Consider the following 19,457-nt stretch of genomic DNA (forward strand, 5'->3'; position numbering starts at 1 on the left):
TGATTTTGAAATAACGACAGATCCTAAAGCGCTATTTTCGGGTTTGTCGTTATTACGTCTTATGGGCCCTCATCTTTTGGCTTACCAAGTGATTTGTATCATGTTATCATCGAGCATAAGAATAGGTAAACGGATTGATGAAGATGCAACGGGAGGTGCTCTTATGATCATTTGGATTAACGGAGCTTTCGGAGCTGGTAAAACACAGACGGCTTATGAGCTGCATAGAAGAATCCCAGGCTCGTATGTATTCGATCCGGAGAACGCAGGATTTTACATAAGAAAAATATTCCGCCAGAAACCTTGGAAGCAGATTTTCAAAACTACCCGATGTGGCGTGAATGTAACTACTCGATGTTGTCTTACATTGATCGTAAATATAATGGGGTCATCCTTGTGCCGATGACGGTCGTCCATCCTCATTATTTTGATGACATCATTGGCAAATTAAGAAGGGATGGCGTACAGGTCAATCACTTTACGCTGTGTGTTTCCAAAGAGACATTGATGCAAAGATTGCGCAGCAGGGGAGAGGGCAGACAATCTTGGGCGGCACGGCAAGTCGAGCGTTGTATCGATGGACTGTCCAATGAAAAGTTTCAGCAACATCTGCAAACCGATCATCTGTCTATTGAGCAAGTGGCAGAGCAGATCGCTTCAATGTCGAGCATTTCACTTCTTCCCGACAACAGGGGAAAACTGAGCAAAGTATGGGCTAGAATGATAACGAAAATCAAGCATTTCCGGTTTTTCTAACCCGTGGGAATGATCCAGCATGCATGTCATACAACTCTTCGATTGGTCAAAATGGATATTCGCCATCGGTTTTGTATCGGCCTATATCTTCAACAAATAGCCAAAAGAGCAGAATGGAACACCTACGCCGTGGAAATTGGAATGAGTGTGTAGTCCGGTGCTAAGGTCGTGACAAGAGAAGTAAGCCAATTTCCTATCAAACTTTTACGATTCTCTTTCTGCAAGAGAAGTGGCCGCGTAAAAAAGCTTGTAGAGAAAAAATGTCCACTTTCTTTACAAGCTGAAAGAGTTGGCAAAACCAGCTCTCGTTTTAAGATCACTGATATTGTTTGGCAACGAGAAATTCAACGAGAGGGAGTATAATCATCGCGAAACCTAGCACTGCCAACAAGAATATGTTATTCGTTCCGTTTACTAAATGATCAGCGGTGACAGCCGCCAATATGATGAATAATAAAATAAAATAACTTATTTTTGAGCTTTTCTCTGTAATTCTTTGGCCAAGTTCTTCTTCTTGTAATATACCGTCCTTTTCTTCTTTATTTCCCCAAGTGATCGCGGAGAAAAACATCATTAACAATATCGAGATTGTTATAATTTCATTGAATCCAATCGCTTTTCCAGTACTTATTTTATAGATTGTGAAAGCAATGACAATGAGTGTGGCAGTCCCGATGATGAGTGCGCCGATTTTTTTCGTGCTCATTTTTCGATCTCTCCCTCATGTAAGAATAAATCATCCACTTTGATGCCTAACGTTTTCGCAATGTTAAAGGCTAGTTGCAAACTAGGATCATATTTGTTATTCTCAATCGCATTGATCGTTTGCCTGCTGACGTGGCACAAATCCGCTAATTTTCCTTGGGAAAAACCTTTCTTTTCCCGGTATTCTTTTATTCTATTTTGCATCGGACAGCACCTTTACATTTGAAATAGTGTAAAACTTATTTTACACCCATCATTGTAAAATAAGATGAACTACCTGTCAAACATTTTTTACAGCTGATAGTGGAATATTTTCTCGTTTTCCATTTTTCGATCGTATTAGGGAACGGTTATGGCACATTGAAAGAAAGTTGCCGGGTCATTTATGTGTAATGTAATGCGTGATGAATCGTCTAATATGTAAAGGAAGGAGGATTTTGATGACGAAAAAAAGGTTTTATATATGGCTTCTTTGTATAATCACGGTGTTTGTCTTGGCGGCTTGCAAGTCTGATGATTCCGCGGACAGCAGTGGAGAAATGGCCAAAACGAACGAGTTATCCGATTCTAAAGAATTTGCGGTGCGAGATGATGCGGAGAAATCTACGGAGGATGAACCAGCAGGAGAAGAGAACATAGATGTTACAGGCGACCGAATGATCGTACACCGGGGCAATCTGGAAGTAAAAGTGAAAAATTTGGAGACGGCCCGGAAAGACATCGAGAAAAAGGTGAAGGAATACGGGGGATATATCGTAGAATCGAATATTTACAGAGAAGAAAATGAACTGATGAGCGGGTATTTAACCATTCGCATCCCTGAAAAACACTTTCAACAGTTCCTAAATGATACAGAGAAAGCGGCTGTCGAAGTGATGGAAAGAAGTGTCACGGGACAGGATGTAACGGAGGAATATGTGGATTTGGAATCCCGCTTAAAATCAAAGCGGGCGGTAGAACAACGGTTGCTTGATTTTATGAAAACTGCTCAAAAGACTGAGGATTTATTGAAAATCTCAAGTGATTTGGCGAAGGTCCAGGAAGAGATTGAGGTCATTGTTGGCAAAATGAAATACTTGGAAAACCAAACCGCCTATTCTACAGTTGACATTTTTATGAAGGAAAACAAAGTGGTTGTTCCAGGAGTGGACGGAAACAAGTTGAATACGTGGGAAAAAACAAAACAGCAGCTTGCTGTCAGCTTGAACTTTTTACTTGCGGCCGCTTCGGGGATTGTCGTATTTTTTGTCGGAAACCTGCCGATTTTGACTTTAGTCACATTGATTGGTGTGGGAGTTTATTATTTTGTAAAAAGACGGAAGAGAAAAAAACCCCATATAAAGGACACGAAACAGGACTGATTTTAGCAGTAATTTTGAAAGAGTCTCTTGTCAGAGCCTTTGCCATAGATTTAGTTGTTCGCAGAGCACTCTTTTTTGACACACTTCCAATTCAATAGGGGCTGGGACATAAGTAAATACGAAATAGCAAAGGGGCCGGGACAGAACCCTGTAAAAAAGAATAAACCGCGTGAAATCTAGTTTAAAACCTTGATTTCACGTGGTTTTATTCTCACGATTTTTACGAATATCAATCAGCTTTTAACTTATGATCCAGATCCCGGTCATCGCTCGTCAAATATTTCGCATTCCGCAGGTCTCTTCAGCTTCCTCGTTAAGCAAAGGCCGCTTTCCTGCGGGATCTTCAGCTCGAGCTATTCCCGCAGGAGTCTACATATGTTGATTACGCTAAAAGCTTGCGTATGATACACTGGGACAATGTATTGTTCAGCTGATTTAGTTGTGTCCAGACTCTTCAAGCCTATCATTCTTAACTTTTACTAAATAACCTGTAAACACAAGGAATCAATAACAAAGTTATGAACGTTGCAAATAACATACCTGAAATGATGACGATTGAAAGCGGGGCTTGGTAATCGGCAGACATTCCAGTTGCCAATGCTAAAGGAAGCATCCCGCCTACTGTCGTTAACGTTGTCATAAAAATGGGGCGTATACGATTTTCGCCGGCTTGTAACAAGGACTCGATCACTGGCAGTCCTTTTTTGCGCAGTTGGTTCGTGCGATCAATGATTAAAATCGCATTGTTTAAGACAATTCCAATCAGTATGATGAAACCCATGCCTGACATAAAGTGTAATTCCGCTTGGGTGATGAATAATCCAAGGATAGCCCCAACAATCGTAATCGGTATGATGCTCATGACAATGAGTGGTTGCCCGAGATGATTAAATTGCATGGCCATCACCACATACACTAAAAACAGAGCAATACCAAAGGCGAATAGGAACTCATTCATTAGTTGGTTTTGTTCTTCCAAGTCGCCGGCTAATGTAACGGTAAAGTCTTGTGAACTGTCAAAGCCTTTCAAAACTTTTTGAATGTCATTGTTGATTGTGCCGAGATCTTCCTTGTCTGCATCAGCCATGATCGAAATATATCTTTCTCCGTTTTTATGAAAGATTTGATCGGGCCTATATTCTTTTTCAAAGGCTACAAAAGATGAAAGCTTTTTTTCACCATTGGCCGTTGGAACGGACAATTCCAGCAACGCCTCTTTTGTCAGCTTCTCATTACCTTGATGAGCATATACTTGTAATTTGTCGCCATCCCATTCAACTGTACCGATAGGTTCTTGCAACAAAAACGCTTCAATCGTTTGTTTGATATGTAACGTTGATAGGCCTGCCGCTTTTATATTTTCTTCTTTTAATTGAATGGTTGGTGTCTCGGAAAAGTTGTCTAGTGAGCTTGTGACATCTGTAATCCCCTTAATAGACTTTATTTCTTTTTGTAAAGCGTTTGCGCCTTTTCGTAATTCAGCATAGTCATCACCACTTATATGGATTTGCACCGGGTATCCGCTGATGCCATCCAAGGCTCTTTCAACGGCCCGAATGGGTTGCGTTTCTTCCAAGACCCGCAACTTTTTTAAAATATTTTCTGTAACCTTCTCTTGTTCTGTTGTTATTTTACTGCCCGTTGTCATCACAATATTCACTATTAGTCTATCGTCAAGGTCAAGTACATAATTGGCCTTTACATCTTCTGTAGAACTTACGGTTTCATGTACTTTTTCTGCGATCATCTCTTTCTCTTGTTGAGAAACCCCATTTTCTAAATCAATCACCATTTCAGTATATCGATTAAACATATCCGGCATGATTTTCATTGGTATTTTGGGAATGAGGAAAAGTGATAAAGAAAATACGATAAAAAACGCGATGATGACGATGAAACTGCGACTTTTTTTCTGAATACACCATGCTACCGTATTTTTATATATGGACATAAAAAACGTTTTTTGATGATTGCTTTTTTGTTTCTTTAATCTTATGAATTCATTGGCAAGTGTTGGGATTAATGTAAAAGCAATGATTACAGAGCTTATTAATGTGATGGCGGTCACAACTGACAAAATCATCATAAATTTTCCGGAATCTCCCCCAATCAGGCCAATTGGAAGAAAGACTACGATGGTTGTAAGGACAGATGCGATAATGGCTGAAGCCACTTCCTTTGTTCCTTCAAGCACTGCCTGTAAATTGTTTAACCCTTGTTCTTTTTTCTTATAAATAGCTTCCAGAATCACAATCGAGGAATCTACCATCATCCCAATACCGAGCCCTAATCCAATGAGTGTCAGCATGTTCATACTATAATCGAGTAAGCCTATGGCTATGAAAGTGAGCAATATGGACGTGGGAATCGATAAGCCAATAATAAAGGCAGCTCTGATATTGCGCAAAAAAAGATACAATACAACGATCGCAATCATTCCGCCAATCCACATATTAGTTGTCACATCATTCATCGAGTCATTGACAAAGTCCGCATGGGCGATTACTTCATTGACGGTAAAGCCTTTCACCAAACCTTCTTCATCAATCTTTCGTAATTCATTCCTGACAGCTTCCGCCATATCTGCTTGACTCGCGCTCGCTTTACGGGCAATTTGAACCATTATCATATCTTTTGAGCCATTTTTCCATGTGTTGGAGGAATTTGTGACTGGATTGATTGAAATAGCAGAAATATCCTTTAACTCAACCAATCCATTTTCCGTCGGGATTTGCAGTGTTTTCAAGTCTTCCATATTTTTCAAAGCAGTGTCCCAACGCAAAGAAAGGCTTTCATGTCCATCTGTTAGTTCTCCTACAATTGCTTCGTTGTTCAATTGTTGAATCACTTCGACTGCTTGCTGTATCGTTATATGTTTTTCGTTCATTTTGTCTTGATCAAAATGAATATCTACTTGCTGTTCGGTGAAACCATCCAACTTTACTTCGCGTACTTCAGAAAGTTTTTCCAAACGAGGTTTCAAAATATCCTTGGCAAAAGCAGACATCTGATCGGGATTTCCGCCTGAAACATCTACAATAAATTCAAAGGATGGATTTTTCCCGTCCTGCAAAACTTGATAGTAATCGAGGTTCGGAATATCGCTTAAGACGACATTCGCTTTAGATTCGACATCCTTAAATATTTCATCCCCTTTTCCACTTTCAAATAATATCTTGATAGAACTGCGTCCAATTGAAGTAGTAGATGAAATTTCTTTTATTCCTTCCATTTCTTGGAGAGTTTGTTCAAGAGGATTGGTAATCTTTCTTTCTACATCATCTATATGTAAGTTACTGGCCTCGACATGAATCGTGGCGCTATCAAGTCCAACTGTTGGAGTCAATTCTTTGTCTAAATTAAAAAATGTAAAAATACCTAACACGATGGTAAAAAAGGTTGCTAATATGATGAGTATTTTTCTTTGAACGAGCATTTGAAGTAAACGCAAAAAATATCCCTCCTAAAAATGTAAAAATAAATCGTAGGGGCTGATAATTGGGCAGTACGATTTCCTGAGACACAATTTAGTAAAATGAGCTCCCGCTTCTACTCCTTTCATGGCAACTTTCAACCACTTGGCCGTTGGAAAACATATATTCCTTTTGTGGGATTACATCCTGAAGTTTATATTAATTGTTCCCGGTACCGCAGGAGGCAACATGGATGTTCATCGCCAGCCATTTCGTTTTTAGATGGCCCCTTTCACCAAGTCAAAATGAACATGTCAGGCAAATTATACGAGATGACGCAAGGTCGCTTTCAACCACTTCTTGTAAATTTTTATGGGGGTGGGATGGTTTTTTTCAGCAAAATAGTTCTGGCTTACAGGATTGCGGCATTGCAAGTGGTCAGACAAGATAGGTACAATAGTCTTATACATCATGTAAAGTGGTGAAGAGGATGAAGAAAATTTTTGAAGAGAGGTTAAAAAAGCACAAGTTGATTGCCGCGGTCAAGCAGCCCAAGTCTATTGAACAAGCCATCAAGTACAAGGAGCATATATCGGCGGTTATCCTGATGACAGGGAATATATTGACGGTCAAACAATATGTGGATGTGCTCCAAAAAGCGGGGTTGCCGGTGATTTTACATGTGGAGAAAATTGGCGGTTTGCAGGTAGACCATTATGGTATTGATTTTATTCAAGAGTATGTGAAGCCATTTGCCATTGTAACGACGAAATCCGGTATTATCAAAAAAGCAAAATCGAAAGGAATGTATGTCATTCAAAGGGTTTTTCTCATTGATACGGAGGTATATGATCAATTGCTTGCCGGCTTGGATCATCTTCAGGCCGACATGATTGAAGTGATGCCGAGTCGGATCATCGATTTTTTGGCGGATTTATCAAAAGCATCACATGTTCCGGTGATCACCGGTGGATTGTTGACAACTCCTTATCATGCGAAGGAGGCTTTGGAACATGGAGCTGCCGCCGTATCAACATCCAATACTGAATTGTGGAAAATGGATTTGAATGATCTTTATTAAATGTTTACATTTTATTTATATGTCATTAACAAAGATTGGCTATCATCAGTATTGAAAAGTACATAGAAGAAAAGGCGCGATAAGAGAGGCCGCAAATAACTGTTGATGAAAAACAGTCTATTTGCGGTTCTTTTATGCTTTGAAAGGGGGCAAGCATAAAACGGCTTACGGGAATGGAATTGAAGATAATGCGGTTTGGTATCATAACAAATTTAATAGAAAAGAGAGGTTTCATACAGTGAAGATACGTCTTTTCATGTTGGCATTATTGTTCTTTGTTTTTAGTATATTGAGTGCATGTAACAGCAATTCTTCCAAAAAGGATTCGGGAGATCAAGAATCAGCCGCTTCCAAAGAATCTTCCGGAGATACGATTGATTTAACCTGGTATTATCCCGTCAATGTCGGTGGTGAAATTACAAAGGTAATCGATGGTTATGCAGAGGAATTCAATAAAGAGGGAATTGAAGTAAATGGAAAAAAGGTAACCGTGAAGCCTGTTTATAGCGGCAACTATGATGAATCCATGACCAAAGTGCAAACGGCCGTTAAAAATGGCAAATCCCCAGACATGGCTGTTCTATTATCGGTGGATCTTTTTCAAATTAAGGATTCCATCATGCCGTTGGATGATTTGATCGCTGAAGATCCGGAAGCAAAAAAAATGATGGATGATTTCTTCCCGGGTTTTATGCTCAATTCACAAGCGGAAGGAAAAACGTGGTCTGTCCCATTTCAACGGAGTACAGTTTTGCTCTACTATAACAAAGATATGTTTAAAGAAGCCGGATTGGATCCGGAAGCTCCTCCAACTACATGGGATGAGGTAGTTGACTATGGGAAAAAGCTGACAAAAGATGGAAAGTGGGGTATTGAGCTGCCTGCGACAATAAGCGGATATTGGATTTATCAGGCGCTTGCTCTCCAAAACGGAGAAGAAAACTTGATGAGCGATGATGGAAAAGAAGTCTATTTCAATTCTGATGAAGCCAAAGAGGCGCTTCAATATTGGATTGACCTTTCCAAGAAGCATAAAGTGATGCCGAAAGGTGTTCTCGATTGGAATACGGTTCCGACTGATTTTATTGAAGGCAAGACAGCAATGATGCTTTCGACAACCGGTAATTTAACCAATGTTAAGAACAATGCTGATTTTGAGTTTGGTGTTGCCTTTTTGCCGGCAAAAGAGCGAATGGCTACCCCAACAGGAGGCGGAAACTTCTACATTTTTAAAGATATTTCAGAGGACAGACAAAAAGCATCCATGGAGTTTATTAAATGGATTGCCGACCCTAAACGCGCGGCTCAATGGAGCATCGATACGGGATATATTGCAACGCGTCAATCAAGCTACGAAACTCCTGAATTAAAAGCTTATACGGATTCTTTCCCGCAAGCTTTGACGGCGATGAAACAGTTGGAAAATGCGCATAAAGAAATATCAGTGTATGAGCAAGGAAAAATTATTAAAATCCTGTCGGATGCCATCCAAGCGGCGATTAATGGTGAAGATGTGGACAAAACATTGGATCAAGCCCAGGAACAGGCCGATGCTTTATTAAAACAATATAAGTAATTCATTTTTTGTTTGAGGTGAAGGAATTGGGGAGAAGCAAACTGGTCAAAGAAAATACTGCAGCTTGGATTTTTCTCCTTCCGTCCTTCATCTTTCTCATCATATTTACGTTATATCCAATCATAAAAACGGTATATTTGAGCTTTTTTCAATCAGATTTATCAACAAATGAGCCCGTTTATATCGGTTTGGATAACTTTAAGGTGATGCTGGAAGATGAGGTTTTCCGGAAGGCGTTTATCAATAATGTTTGGTTTGCGATTGGAACCGTACCAACAAGTGTTTTATTGGGACTGCTGCTTGCCATTTTAGTCAACAGGTCGATGAAGGGGAGTGGATTGGCAAGAACCTTTTTCTTTTACCCCGTTGTCATCCCAATGGTAACCGCGGCGTTTATATGGCTGTTCTTTTATACACCGGAATATGGGATGATCAACAGTTTGTTAAAAGTATTCGGTGCGGGGGAATTGAATTTGCTGGGAAATACAGAAACCGCGCTAATGGCCATTATGGTGATGGTCATCTGGAAGGAAGCCGGATTTTTTATGGTTTTTTATTTGGCAGCCTTGCAAAACATTCCCAAGGAATTAATGGAAGCATCTTATATTGACGGCGCATCGAAGTGGACTCAATTTCGAAGGATTGTCTTTCCCCTTCTTATGCCGACAACCTTATTTTCTTCTGTGATTGCAACGACTAATGCCTTTAAAACCGTGGATCAACTTGTTGTCATGACTCAAGGTGGACCAAATAATGCCAGTAATCTATTGCTTTACTATATTTATGAAAGCACATTTCGGTTTATGGATTACGGAAAGGCATCGACTGTCACAGTTGTTGTTTTAATATTGATGTTGATCATTGCGGCCGTTCAGTTCTTTGGAACAGATCGGAAAATTCATTACAGTTAAGGTGGTATTCCATTGAATCGGCTTATTAGTATTTCAACGCATGTTTTAGCTTTTCTTTGGGCGCTTCCACTTTTTGGAATCATTTATATGGCTTTTAAAGACACGAAGGCAGAAGGATATTCCTTTACCCTTCAGCACTTTGTCGAAGCTTGGCATTCAGCTCCTTTTGCCCAATATTATATCAATACGCTGATCATTGTTACCGTCATTTTAGCGGTGCAACTCATTACGATCACGCTCGCAGCCTATGCTTTTGCACGGATGAACTTTATCGGTAAAAGTGTGATTTTTCTTCTTTATCTCGTCCAAATTATGATTCCGGTAGAATTATTGATTTTCCCCAATTCGGGGACAATCGCCCAGTTGGGAATCTATGATACGAAATGGGCGATTATGTTGCCATATTTTACTTCCGCTTTCGGTGTGTTTTTACTAAGGCAAACGTTTAAAGGCATACCATATGAACTGGAAGAAGCGGCCAAAATGGAAGGGTGCAATCGGCTGCAAACGATTTGGCATGTGTATGTTCCGCTGGCGAAGCCAACTTATGTTGCCTTTGGTTTAATTTCTATTTGTTCACAATGGAGCAATTTTTTGTGGCCTTTGATCATTACTGATTCAGATTCCAATCGACCATTGACCGTGGGGCTTTCCATGTTTGCCAAAGCCTCCGATTCCGGAGCTCAATGGGGGGTTGTTGGAGCGGCAACGTTATTTGTTGCATTTCCTCTATTGCTGGCTTTCTTTATTTTTCAAAAGCAATTTATTTCCAGCTTTATGCATTCGGGAATTAAATAGCGGGGTAACGGGAATGGGTGTTCAATTTCAACCTATACAATATTTTCATATCCAATGATGTTGATGAAGCGAGGGCTATTTTGATCGGCAAGAGTTGGAAGTCGATTGAAATCATGTAGAAGGCAGTCGGTACGGACGAAGTTTATTTATTGGAAGTGAGCCGAGCGCAATGGGGAAAATGCGGATAGCTTGGCAATGGCGGTGAAGTTTCGTTTATACTCCGTTTGCCGATCGGCCGCTTTAATCCTGCTTTACCCGATCATTTGGAAAAAATGTTTGCCTATTATGGACATATGGAATGTTGATGATGTTGTTCTGAAAATCCGGGTAGCAATTCTGGCACAAGAAGATGGGATAGAATCAGCGGCTCGTTTTCCCCTGAACATGTTGGGTGATTTACCCGATGAAACCAAACTTGCCATTGAAAATGCTCCAATCGGAAAATGTCATCGGAGCAACTATGGAGGAAGTGTTTTTCATCGTTTGAAAAATAGCAACCGCCGTGCCGGGATCATGTTGGAAACAGGTCATTGTTATGTATTGGAGAATGGTGTATTCGGCTTGCATATCAATGACTACCATGGCCATAGTATGAACATTTGCAAATTGGTAGGGAATCGCTCTTTTCTCATTTCAGGGAAGCACCTTCTGAATTGATCCTGAAAACAAATACGATGAAAAGGACAGAATGTTCAAAGAAACAAATTATGACATTACTTCAACGTTAATGGCTGGAGGATGAGAAGATGCCAAACATTCAACTAGATCATATATACAAAAAATATCCCAAAAGCGGGGAATATTCCGTCAAGGATTTTCATTTGGAAATTGAAGATAAAGAATTTATCGTGCTTGTCGGACCTTCCGGGTGCGGGAAATCAACTACATTAAGAATGATTGCCGGATTGGAAGATATTTCCGGAGGGGATTTATTCATTTCCGGGAAAAGGGTAAACGATTTGCCGCCCAAAGACCGAGACATTGCCATGGTGTTTCAAAACTACGCGTTGTATCCTCATATGACAGTGTTTGAGAATATGGCGTTTGGCTTGAAGATTCAAAAGGAGCCCAAGGATCAAATTGCAAAAAAGGTCCATGAGGCAGCTGAGATTCTCGGCTTAACCCATTTGTTAAAAAGAAAACCAAAAGAGCTTTCCGGCGGCCAAAGGCAAAGGGTAGCATTGGGACGGGCCATTGTACGGAATGCCGGAATTTTTCTTATGGATGAACCACTGTCGAACCTGGATGCGAAATTACGGGTGCAAATGAGGGCGGAAATTAGTAAATTACACCGTCAACTTGGGACTACAACGATTTATGTCACTCATGACCAGACAGAAGCCATGACGATGGCAACGAGAATTGTCATCATGAAAGATGGATTGATTCAGCAAATCGGCTCCCCGGCAGAAGTATATAAACGGCCGGCAAATATATTTGTCGCTAGTTTTATTGGCTCGCCTGGTATGAATTTCTTGAAAGGCGACATTCGGGAAGATGGCTTCTTTATAGGTTCTGGCGATATCCGTTATCCTTTTTCGGCCAGCCAAAAGGCTCTTATTGAAAAAAATGGGCGCAAGCCGGTCATGATGGGAGTCAGGCCGGAAAATATTATCATACATGATGAAAAAACCCCTTTTAAAGCAATCGTGGATTTAGTAGAGGTAAATGGGGCTGAAATGCTTGTTCACACTCGGTTTGCCGATCATTCCATTATCATTAAGTCCCAAACAAATGAAGCTATAAAGACTGGGGATACGATTTTTCTTGCAATTGAGGAGGATTCGATTCACTTATTTGATCAAGAGTCGGAGGAACGGCTTACAGATTGATGTTGCTTGAACTTCTACTGAAAAAGGCGGAGAGTCCAATGGTAAATATAGATCATTATGATGCATTTTGTTTTGATTTAGATGGTACGATTTTTTTGGGCGATGAAATTTTACCAGGAGCAAAAGACAGTGTTGACTTTATTAGGGCACAAGGTAAGAAGGTGCTGTTTATTACAAACTCCCCCACTTTAACACGCAAAGGATGTCAGGAAAAGTTGGAACGGCTAGGGGTGGCTTCGTCTATTGAAGAAGTGTTTACAGCATCTTATATTGCGGCATTGTATTTTACCAAATATTTCCCGGAATCCTCGGTTTATGTCGTTGGTGAGAAAGCAATCAAGGAAGAGTTCAAGCAATTTTCATTACAATTGACTGAAGCTCCTTTAGAAGCAACACATGTAATTGTCGGTCTCGACCGCTCCTTTAATTATGAAAAGCTGAACGCGGCCATGACGGCGGTACGCAACGGGGCGAAGTTAATTGTAACGAATCCCGATCCATTTTGTCCGGTTCCAGGAGGATTTATTTCAGATACATTGGCCATTGCCCGGGCAATTGAAACGGCGTCTGGGCATGATATTTTTAAAGTAATCGGAAAGCCCTCTACTTTTTATGGCGATATGATCCTTACGCAACTGAATGTTTCAAGGGAACGCTGTTTAATTATAGGAGATCGCCTTGAAACAGATATCATGCTGGGAAAATTAAATGCTTTTCGCACTTGTCTCGTATTGACAGGAGTAGCCAGCCATGAAGATATTGAAAAATTGAACATATTTCCCGACTATATCATTCAGGGTTTACAATCAATGTTTGCACACCTTTTAAAGTCATAGATATAGTCGACGACTGTCTCGCTCCCAAAGCTTTGCTTTTTGAAAGACAGAACTTGGTATTTATCATTAAGAAAGATGAAGTTTCAATCAGGCCCACAAAAATGTCAATCATAAAGATGGTGTCACAAGATACGGTGTTTTCCCTACTGAAAAGAAGCGGAAAAAGGTAAAGGTCGAAAGTGTCCTACTGGCCACCTTAAACAACATCGCCCTCAAAGCTCGCGCATTTTTAGGGACGATGACAAAGCCGGAAAAACTTTTCTTGTCCTGTCGCTGCGCTTTCACGAGACATTGCGAAAAACCATAAAAGATGGCGATGTGTCACTGCCGAATTTTTTGTCCTGTTGATCTAAGTCAATCGAGTTTTTACTGGCGGTTGTTTTGGGGATTCTTACTGCCCGTGAAGTGCTTTGCGAAAGAGGAAAGTGAAAAGAGTGGGCCTGCCACTCTTTTATTTACATATCAATATGAACATGCCAATTTTGAGGATCCGAATGGGATTGACATACCAATTCTGGTGAAAAAACAAACGACCACGGATATACAGATGCACTGTTTATACGAAGATTGGGTGAAAAGATTCCTTTTGCAATGACTGTATGCTTTTCCAAGATTTCAACTTTGATTTTTTGAATATCCAAGCTTTGAGACATTTCGTTCCGTAAAAAAACAGTGGCGACAAGTCCCCCGTTTTTTTTATACTTTCCCCTAAATAAAACAGCGCTATATTGGGAAGATGAGGGTGGAAGCTGTTCCGCTGCCTGAAGGAGCTCATTTTTTTGTTTTGGAGTTAATTTGCTTGCCCAAACAGGATGAAATTGTATCATCTGTATCCTCCTTCCTTTCGTTAGAATCCCTCCTCTTCTTATGTTAAATGAATGGACGAGACATGTCACCCTCCCTGTCATATTTCCCGAGAAATAACCAGCATTTTTGTTTTTGCGACAGACTGATTTCCCAATTTGTCAAATGAGTTGGATCTTACAAACATCTATAATCTTATAAGGATATGGACGGAAAGTAATAGCTTTCCCAGCTAGGTAACCCCATTTGAAAAAGATGGGGTGCTTCAAAAATGATAGAGAAGCCTTTTTTGTTATACTGAGGAAATAAGGAAATAATTACCTTTTAAGGCATTTGCCATGAAATGCGATCAGAGGAGAGAAACATGGATGAACGAAAAAACGTCAGCAACAGAATGCCCAAAATGCGGCGGGAAGGCTTTGGGAAAGGGCAAGCACATTGAATACGGCAGGATGAATGCGATCAATAATATAAACCTGGGATCCAATGTGGAATGGCTTACAGCACTGCTTTCTTGATCCGGACAGACAACATGAACTTCCCCAAAATGCAGAAGAACTTCTACGAGAGCTTCCAGACCCGGCGCAAAACTGCCGTCATCGTTTGTTACTAAAAACTTCAAACTTGATCTCCTCCATTGCTTGGCGGCATGTCTCCAAATAAGATAAGTGTTTCTGGAGCATCCAAGCATTTTCACTCGTGTCAAATCCATCCAAAACCGTTATATAGTCTTTGTTCATGATTCGTTCCAGGAATTGTTTTTGTTTTATTTTACCGTCTCCAAGAGGAGCATGAGGTTGTTCCAAGGTTGAGTCACGCAAATACATTTTATTCACACGTTGCAAATCATTCAATACGTTATCGAGCGAGATATGCGTTATATGGAATGTCGTCTGAATCGCTTCGGATCGATGAGTGATAAATCTGTTTAAGGCAGCGGCCGTCGTGATCAATTCTTTATCGACTTCTTCCATTAATTCAACTGATAAAGTAATCCCATAATGATTTGCTATTTCTTCTAATTGATCGAGGCTCTGGTTTAATATTTTTTCATGCCACAAAGTCCATTCGGCGGATAACGTCCTTTTTCCGGGATGGACGGTTACATTCTTTGCTTGAATGGCATCCGCAAAAATAATGGAGCGAAAAATTTCCTCCAACGATTTTCTTCGTATCCTTTCATTTAATGAACAAATATTTGTATCCCAACTAGCCGCATGGACCGTTACATCCAATCCATATTGTTTAAGCACCTGGACAATCTCCCGTGTATTCATATGGCAAAACCAAGCCTGCTCTGCCCATAATTCGATTCCATCCAGATGAAACTCATGTGCCAGTTGTGCCATTTCGCGGATTCCTTTTCCCCACATTAATGTCGATGAGGCGTATAACTTCAATATACTCCCTCCTCAATAGAAAGCTCTTTCAACCAGGCCAACACCTCATTTTCGTTAAAATGAACCGATCCAATAGGGTAAGGGCTTCTTGATGTGGGTCCGTGAAAGTCGCTTCCGACACTTTTTAACAGGTTAAATGTATCAGCCATATGATTCCAATATAATGTGGTCATTTGTTTATGTCTGGAATAGTAAACTTCAATTCCGTCCAGTCCCCGGTCTACCAATTTTTTTAAGGACCATTCCCAACTATATTCTCCCGGATGGGCCACAAATGCCTTTCCGCCGGCGTGGTGAATGAGCTCGATAGCTTCTGTCGCCGACAGTCCTTCGCGATCAACAAAGGCTGGCGCGCCTTTCATGAGCAACGCTTGAAAAGCGTGCTCTCGATCAGAAAAGTAGCCTTGATCAACAAGTTCATCTGCAATATGTGTTCTGACAATGACTTTTTCATTTGCGCGTTTCCAACAAGCGTCCCAGTCGATCAAATAACCGAGCTGCTGCAACTTTGCGACAATTTTTTTGCTCCAAAAAACCCGCTCTTGTTGCCGCCAATGAATATATTCGCATAATCTTTTATTCTCAACATCAAACCCATAGCCTAAAATATGAAGTTCTCCTTCTTCGCCGTCGGTGTTTAATTCGATTCCTGAAATGATAGTTATCCCTTTCTTGGCAGCGCTTTCCCGAATTTCTTTTGAACCTGCCATTTCATCATGATCTGTAATCGCCATGATGGAGACGCCGCGGAAACTGGCTTCTTCTACTAGTTTGAAAGGCGTCCACTGACCATCTGAATACGTACTATGGATATGTAAATCGACCTTCATGATCACCCTCCATTTCCACAAAAATCCTCATCTATAACAATAGCGGAGGAATATCAATCACTTATTAGGTTTCATTAAGTTAGTCGTAAAGTTATTGTAAAGTAGATCGCCTGTGTCGTATTCGGCTGTTTTTTTGAAAAAAGTGGATCCATACAAGCATATAGAGACATGAAGTCGGGGGACTTTTCAAGTGGTATTTACCCAATGTAAAAATTTTAACACTCAGTTTACATTTGGCGGGCAATGGCGGTTGTAAAACCAAGTTTTCAACTCGGAAAGGATCGGACAGGCATTTTTTAAACGTAAGTAAAAGAAATATCAAGCGATTCTTGGTACAATGATATCGGACAATTTTCTTGTATTATTCTAGGTTATGGCAAAAGCTGGCTGCAAAGTGTTGCCAGGGTAGTTATACGCCATACAGGTTTTTTATTCGGGAATCTGAAAAAAGCAAATGAAAGGAATTGGTAAGATGAGTATACATAGAGCATTATCCATTGCGGGTTCTGCCGCGAGAGGAGGAGCGGGGATCCAAGCGGATTTGAAAACATTTCAGGAACTGGATGTATTTGGAATGAGCGCCATTACGGCCATTGTGGCTAATCACCCAAGGACAGACCAGGGGATTTTTCCTCTGCCGGTGGATGCGATAGAAGCACAAGTTTACACTGCCCTTCGGGACATTGGAGCGGATGCCATTAAAGTGGGAATGCTGTTTACGGAAGAAAATATTGGCAGCGTGGCAAGCTGGATTGAAGAGTCCGGTGTGTCTAGTGTTGTGGTAGATCCCGTCATGATTGGGAAGATGGGCTCGCCTTTATTGAAAGACGAAGCGATCATCGCGCTGAAAGAGAAACTACTGCCGCTCGCTACGGTTATCACACCCAATATGCCGGAAGCTGCTCGGTTGCTTGAGACAGACGAGCTGAAAACGGTCGAAGATTTGAAAGAATCCGCGAAAGCCTTGGCCGACCTGGGTCCGAAATATGTTCTTGTCAAGGGAGGGCGCTTAGAAGGACCTGCCACCGATGTGTTATATGATGGGGAAAAGTTTTATGTACTGGATGCTCCGCGAATTGACACGATTCATACGAATGGGGCGGGTTGCAGTTATTCTGCGGCCATTGCGGCAGAATTGGCAAAAGGCAAAGCAGTTCCCGAAGCGGTGGAGGAAGCAAAGAAATTTATCACTGCGGCCATCCGCCATTCGATTCAATTCAAGCGGGGCGTTGGCCCGACTTATCATGCCGCTTATCATAAATACGGAGAAGAAGGCGTAAAAGTAACAGTCGAATAAACATTTACTCAAAGTACAAATAAGCTAACAGTACAAGCATAACGATATCTAGTCTTGCATTAAAAGCAAACTGCATAAAACTATCATTCAACACGGGAAATTTTGTTAAAATAATCGCGCCGATCATAATGCCAATTAATGGGAACGTGGCCTGTTGCACCCATTTTTTTAAAATGATGAGTAAGCCGCAAATGATTTCAATAACGGCTATAGCAGTCATGAATTGCAGCGGAAAAGGCAAATTCAAGCTAATAAATGTTTCACCCAATTCAGGATTGACAAATTTCATGATTCCGGAAGTTATAAACACATAGCCGACGAGATATCGGACGATTGTCAAAGCCCATCCCCCCCAAATAAGAGCTTGTCTTTGTATATAGATATGAACATAATGAACGTAAATGCGTTATTTTTTATTTTTTAAAAATAAATGCCCGCAAACCATCTGTTGTTCCAATGTCTCCCTTGTCAGCCATATTGCATAGACTAATATATGGGGCCGCAAGGGGGTGGAAAGATGGCAATATACTTCAATGATGAGGAACATCCTTATATTTTTAAAACGGAAGAGGAAATCGACGGGCAGAACCAATCGATTGCCAAATACGATTATTGGTCCGATCTCATTGAAGAGCAAAAGCGAGTACAGTCCAAGATTGATCAGTCCTTAAAGGGCTTAAATCATAAAATAGAACAGCAAGAACATGCCCAGCAACAGCGTTGGCGAAAGATATACTATAAATTTAATGAACAGCGGAAAATCAACGGAAAACGCAAGGAATTCGAGGATTATGTAAAGAACTGGCTGGAGAATATTGAGAGCCAGAACGAGCATCTTCAGATATTGCTGAATGAGGACAGCCAATTAAAACAGGACATCCTGGAAAAATTGCACAATCTTAAGCAAATGCAACAAGATATTGAAAACCGTCTGGAAAAGCAGGAAGCGACAATCGAAGATTTTCTGGCCGATTTGCGCGAGCACCATGAGTTCCAAAAGGACATGGGGATTCAGATATCCAAGCAAGAAGAAAGGCACCAAGAACTCCTTGACAGGCTCGATAATCAGGAGGCGTTAACGGAAAAAGTGTTACGGCAAGTTACAAATCTTCGCTCCATTATATTTGAAAGAGCGGGCCACTTGGCAGAAAAAATCGAAAATGGCTACCAGCTTACCTCTTCATATATTTATAAATTATTGACCGGCCAGGTTTTCCTGTTAGAGCAGAAGGAGAAGCAGAAAAAAGGTACGGATTAGACCAGTCCCGAATGCGAGCCATATGGCTTGCGTTCGGGAATTTTTTGTCCGAAAGAAACTTGAAATATAGTCCAAGTACTTGGAACACGAAGCAATACTTCCCAAATGATCAAACGAAACTCCGATTATCGGCAAATACTTCAAGGATTGAAGGCCACTCTGGTTGTAGGTACATACTCTCAAGGATTGAACTCCACTCCGTTTGTTGGAAAATACTCTCCAAAAGATTTAACGCCACTCTGTTTGTTGGAAAATACTCGCAAAAAGGTTGAAGGCCACTTGGTTTATCGGCTAATACACTTCGGATGATCGAAGGCCACTCCGGTTGTCGGTACATACTCTCAAGGACCGAACGCCACTCCATTTGTTGGAAAATACTCTCCAAAAGATTTAACGCCACTCCAGTTATCGGTACAATACGATCTAAAAGATTGAAGGCAACTTCGATTGTCGGAAAATGTTCTCCAAAAGATTGAACTCCACTCCGATTATCGGTACATACTCTCCAAAAGATTGACTAACCTCGGTTATTGGTAAATGCTCCTTCTCCGATTTTCCGGGAGAACTACCAATATGCACATGATCTGTGAACGACAGGG

Annotated in this window: 18 protein-coding genes and 1 pseudogene; 11 read left to right on the top strand and 8 right to left on the bottom strand. The window is 40.8% G+C overall.

The genetic code is table 11. The features are described 5' to 3' along the window. The first annotated feature begins 163 nt into the window (after nt 1-163). Nucleotides 164-756, top strand: a pseudogene (locus JOC94_RS04995) (AAA family ATPase). 316 nt (nt 757-1,072) lie between these two features. On the opposite strand, the gene JOC94_RS05000 reads toward JOC94_RS04995, so the two are convergent. Both JOC94_RS05000 and JOC94_RS05005 read right to left on the bottom strand, forming a co-directional pair. Continuing rightward, complete coding sequence (locus JOC94_RS05000; protein ID WP_077113751.1) at nt 1,073-1,462, bottom strand: hypothetical protein; 390 nt, start codon at nt 1,460-1,462, stop codon at nt 1,073-1,075. Beyond that, nucleotides 1,459-1,665: a helix-turn-helix transcriptional regulator gene (locus JOC94_RS05005; RefSeq protein ID WP_077113752.1), complete on the bottom strand. Its 207-nt coding sequence runs from the start codon at nt 1,663-1,665 to the stop codon at nt 1,459-1,461. The genes JOC94_RS05000 and JOC94_RS05005 overlap by 4 nt, the downstream gene beginning before the upstream one ends. Before the next feature lie 236 nt (nt 1,666-1,901). Here JOC94_RS05005 and JOC94_RS05010 point away from each other — a divergent pair, with 236 nt between their 5' ends. Beyond that, the gene (locus JOC94_RS05010; protein ID WP_205178839.1) at nt 1,902-2,822 is read left to right on the top strand and encodes a DUF4349 domain-containing protein; all 921 of its coding nucleotides are present in this window, start codon (nt 1,902-1,904) and stop codon (nt 2,820-2,822) included. 469 nt (nt 2,823-3,291) lie between these two features. Here JOC94_RS05010 and JOC94_RS05015 read toward each other — a convergent pair whose 3' ends face one another. Further along, a complete protein-coding gene (locus JOC94_RS05015) occupies nt 3,292-6,273 on the bottom strand; it encodes an efflux RND transporter permease subunit (RefSeq protein ID WP_205178841.1) in 2,982 nt (993 codons plus the stop codon). A 452-nt stretch (nt 6,274-6,725) separates the two neighbouring features. Here JOC94_RS05015 and JOC94_RS05020 point away from each other — a divergent pair, with 452 nt between their 5' ends. The 7 genes from JOC94_RS05020 to JOC94_RS05050 all read left to right on the top strand — a co-directional run bounded on the left by JOC94_RS05020 (nt 6,726) and on the right by JOC94_RS05050 (nt 13,269). Further along, entirely contained in the window at nt 6,726-7,316 is a 591-nt protein-coding gene (locus JOC94_RS05020) for a glycerol-3-phosphate responsive antiterminator (protein WP_077113755.1), read from the top strand. Nucleotides 7,317-7,572: 256 nt separating this feature from the next. Beyond that, nucleotides 7,573-8,892, top strand: a complete 1,320-nt coding sequence (locus JOC94_RS05025; RefSeq protein WP_139345718.1) for an ABC transporter substrate-binding protein — start codon at nt 7,573-7,575, stop codon at nt 8,890-8,892. Nucleotides 8,893-8,918: 26 nt separating this feature from the next. Beyond that, nucleotides 8,919-9,803 (top strand): carbohydrate ABC transporter permease, encoded by an 885-nt coding sequence (locus JOC94_RS05030; RefSeq protein ID WP_213088981.1) that lies wholly within the window; start codon nt 8,919-8,921, stop codon nt 9,801-9,803. Nucleotides 9,804-9,815: 12 nt separating this feature from the next. Continuing rightward, on the top strand, nt 9,816-10,601 hold the full coding sequence (locus JOC94_RS05035; RefSeq protein WP_077113756.1) for a carbohydrate ABC transporter permease: 786 nt from the start codon (nt 9,816-9,818) through the stop codon (nt 10,599-10,601). Between the two features lie 195 nt (nt 10,602-10,796). Continuing rightward, nucleotides 10,797-11,258: a hypothetical protein gene (locus JOC94_RS05040; protein WP_139345716.1), complete on the top strand. Its 462-nt coding sequence runs from the start codon at nt 10,797-10,799 to the stop codon at nt 11,256-11,258. An 89-nt stretch (nt 11,259-11,347) separates the two neighbouring features. Beyond that, nucleotides 11,348-12,433: an ABC transporter ATP-binding protein gene (locus JOC94_RS05045; protein WP_205178843.1), complete on the top strand. Its 1,086-nt coding sequence runs from the start codon at nt 11,348-11,350 to the stop codon at nt 12,431-12,433. 38 nt (nt 12,434-12,471) lie between these two features. After that, the gene (locus JOC94_RS05050; RefSeq protein ID WP_077113797.1) at nt 12,472-13,269 is read left to right on the top strand and encodes an HAD-IIA family hydrolase; all 798 of its coding nucleotides are present in this window, start codon (nt 12,472-12,474) and stop codon (nt 13,267-13,269) included. A 455-nt stretch (nt 13,270-13,724) separates the two neighbouring features. Here the strand turns inward: JOC94_RS05050 and JOC94_RS05055 are convergent, their stop codons facing one another. The 4 genes from JOC94_RS05055 to JOC94_RS05070 all read right to left on the bottom strand — a co-directional run bounded on the left by JOC94_RS05055 (nt 13,725) and on the right by JOC94_RS05070 (nt 16,303). After that, the gene (locus JOC94_RS05055) at nt 13,725-14,096 is read right to left on the bottom strand and encodes an SLAP domain-containing protein (RefSeq protein WP_077113759.1); all 372 of its coding nucleotides are present in this window, start codon (nt 14,094-14,096) and stop codon (nt 13,725-13,727) included. 326 nt (nt 14,097-14,422) lie between these two features. Then, on the bottom strand, nt 14,423-14,695 hold the full coding sequence (locus tag JOC94_RS05060; RefSeq protein ID WP_139345717.1) for a 5'/3'-nucleotidase SurE: 273 nt from the start codon (nt 14,693-14,695) through the stop codon (nt 14,423-14,425). Then, nucleotides 14,670-15,473 (bottom strand): sugar phosphate isomerase/epimerase family protein, encoded by an 804-nt coding sequence (locus JOC94_RS05065; protein WP_077113760.1) that lies wholly within the window; start codon nt 15,471-15,473, stop codon nt 14,670-14,672. Before JOC94_RS05065 ends, JOC94_RS05060 begins: the two co-directional genes overlap by 26 nt. Beyond that, a complete protein-coding gene (locus tag JOC94_RS05070) occupies nt 15,470-16,303 on the bottom strand; it encodes a PHP domain-containing protein (RefSeq protein WP_077113761.1) in 834 nt (277 codons plus the stop codon). The genes JOC94_RS05065 and JOC94_RS05070 overlap by 4 nt, the downstream gene beginning before the upstream one ends. Before the next feature lie 472 nt (nt 16,304-16,775). On the opposite strand from JOC94_RS05070, the gene thiD reads away from it, so the two are divergent. After that, on the top strand, nt 16,776-17,600 hold the full coding sequence (gene thiD / locus JOC94_RS05075) for a bifunctional hydroxymethylpyrimidine kinase/phosphomethylpyrimidine kinase (protein WP_077113762.1): 825 nt from the start codon (nt 16,776-16,778) through the stop codon (nt 17,598-17,600). Nucleotides 17,601-17,604: 4 nt separating this feature from the next. On the opposite strand, the gene JOC94_RS05080 is transcribed toward thiD, so the two are convergent. After that, a complete protein-coding gene (locus JOC94_RS05080) occupies nt 17,605-17,940 on the bottom strand; it encodes a DoxX family protein (protein ID WP_083717712.1) in 336 nt (111 codons plus the stop codon). 177 nt (nt 17,941-18,117) lie between these two features. On the opposite strand from JOC94_RS05080, the gene JOC94_RS05085 reads away from it, so the two are divergent. Further along, nucleotides 18,118-18,858: a hypothetical protein gene (locus JOC94_RS05085; protein WP_077113764.1), complete on the top strand. Its 741-nt coding sequence runs from the start codon at nt 18,118-18,120 to the stop codon at nt 18,856-18,858. Nucleotides 18,859-19,457: the final 599 nt, after the last annotated feature.

This window comes from Siminovitchia thermophila, assembly GCF_016909185.1.
Classification (GTDB): domain Bacteria; phylum Bacillota; class Bacilli; order Bacillales; family Bacillaceae_C; genus Siminovitchia; species Siminovitchia thermophila.

Bases quoted from the DNA above. Each gene is read 5' to 3' on its own strand.
- JOC94_RS05000 (WP_077113751.1), bottom strand. From the start codon at position 1,462: ATGAGCACGAAAAAAATCGGCGCACTCATCATCGGGACTGCCACACTC.
- JOC94_RS05020 (WP_077113755.1), top strand. From the start codon at position 6,726: ATGAAGAAAATTTTTGAAGAGAGGTTAAAAAAGCACAAGTTGATTGCC.
- JOC94_RS05025 (WP_139345718.1), top strand. From the start codon at position 7,573: ATGTTGGCATTATTGTTCTTTGTTTTTAGTATATTGAGTGCATGTAAC.
- JOC94_RS05050 (WP_077113797.1), top strand. From the start codon at position 12,472: ATGGTAAATATAGATCATTATGATGCATTTTGTTTTGATTTAGATGGT.
- JOC94_RS05045 (WP_205178843.1), top strand. From the start codon at position 11,348: ATGCCAAACATTCAACTAGATCATATATACAAAAAATATCCCAAAAGC.
- JOC94_RS05005 (WP_077113752.1), bottom strand. From the start codon at position 1,665: ATGCAAAATAGAATAAAAGAATACCGGGAAAAGAAAGGTTTTTCCCAA.
- JOC94_RS05085 (WP_077113764.1), top strand. From the start codon at position 18,118: ATGGCAATATACTTCAATGATGAGGAACATCCTTATATTTTTAAAACG.
- JOC94_RS05070 (WP_077113761.1), bottom strand. From the start codon at position 16,303: ATGAAGGTCGATTTACATATCCATAGTACGTATTCAGATGGTCAGTGG.
- JOC94_RS05040 (WP_139345716.1), top strand. From the start codon at position 10,797: ATGGCGGTGAAGTTTCGTTTATACTCCGTTTGCCGATCGGCCGCTTTA.
- JOC94_RS05010 (WP_205178839.1), top strand. From the start codon at position 1,902: ATGACGAAAAAAAGGTTTTATATATGGCTTCTTTGTATAATCACGGTG.
- thiD (WP_077113762.1), top strand. From the start codon at position 16,776: ATGAGTATACATAGAGCATTATCCATTGCGGGTTCTGCCGCGAGAGGA.
- JOC94_RS05055 (WP_077113759.1), bottom strand. From the start codon at position 14,096: ATGATACAATTTCATCCTGTTTGGGCAAGCAAATTAACTCCAAAACAA.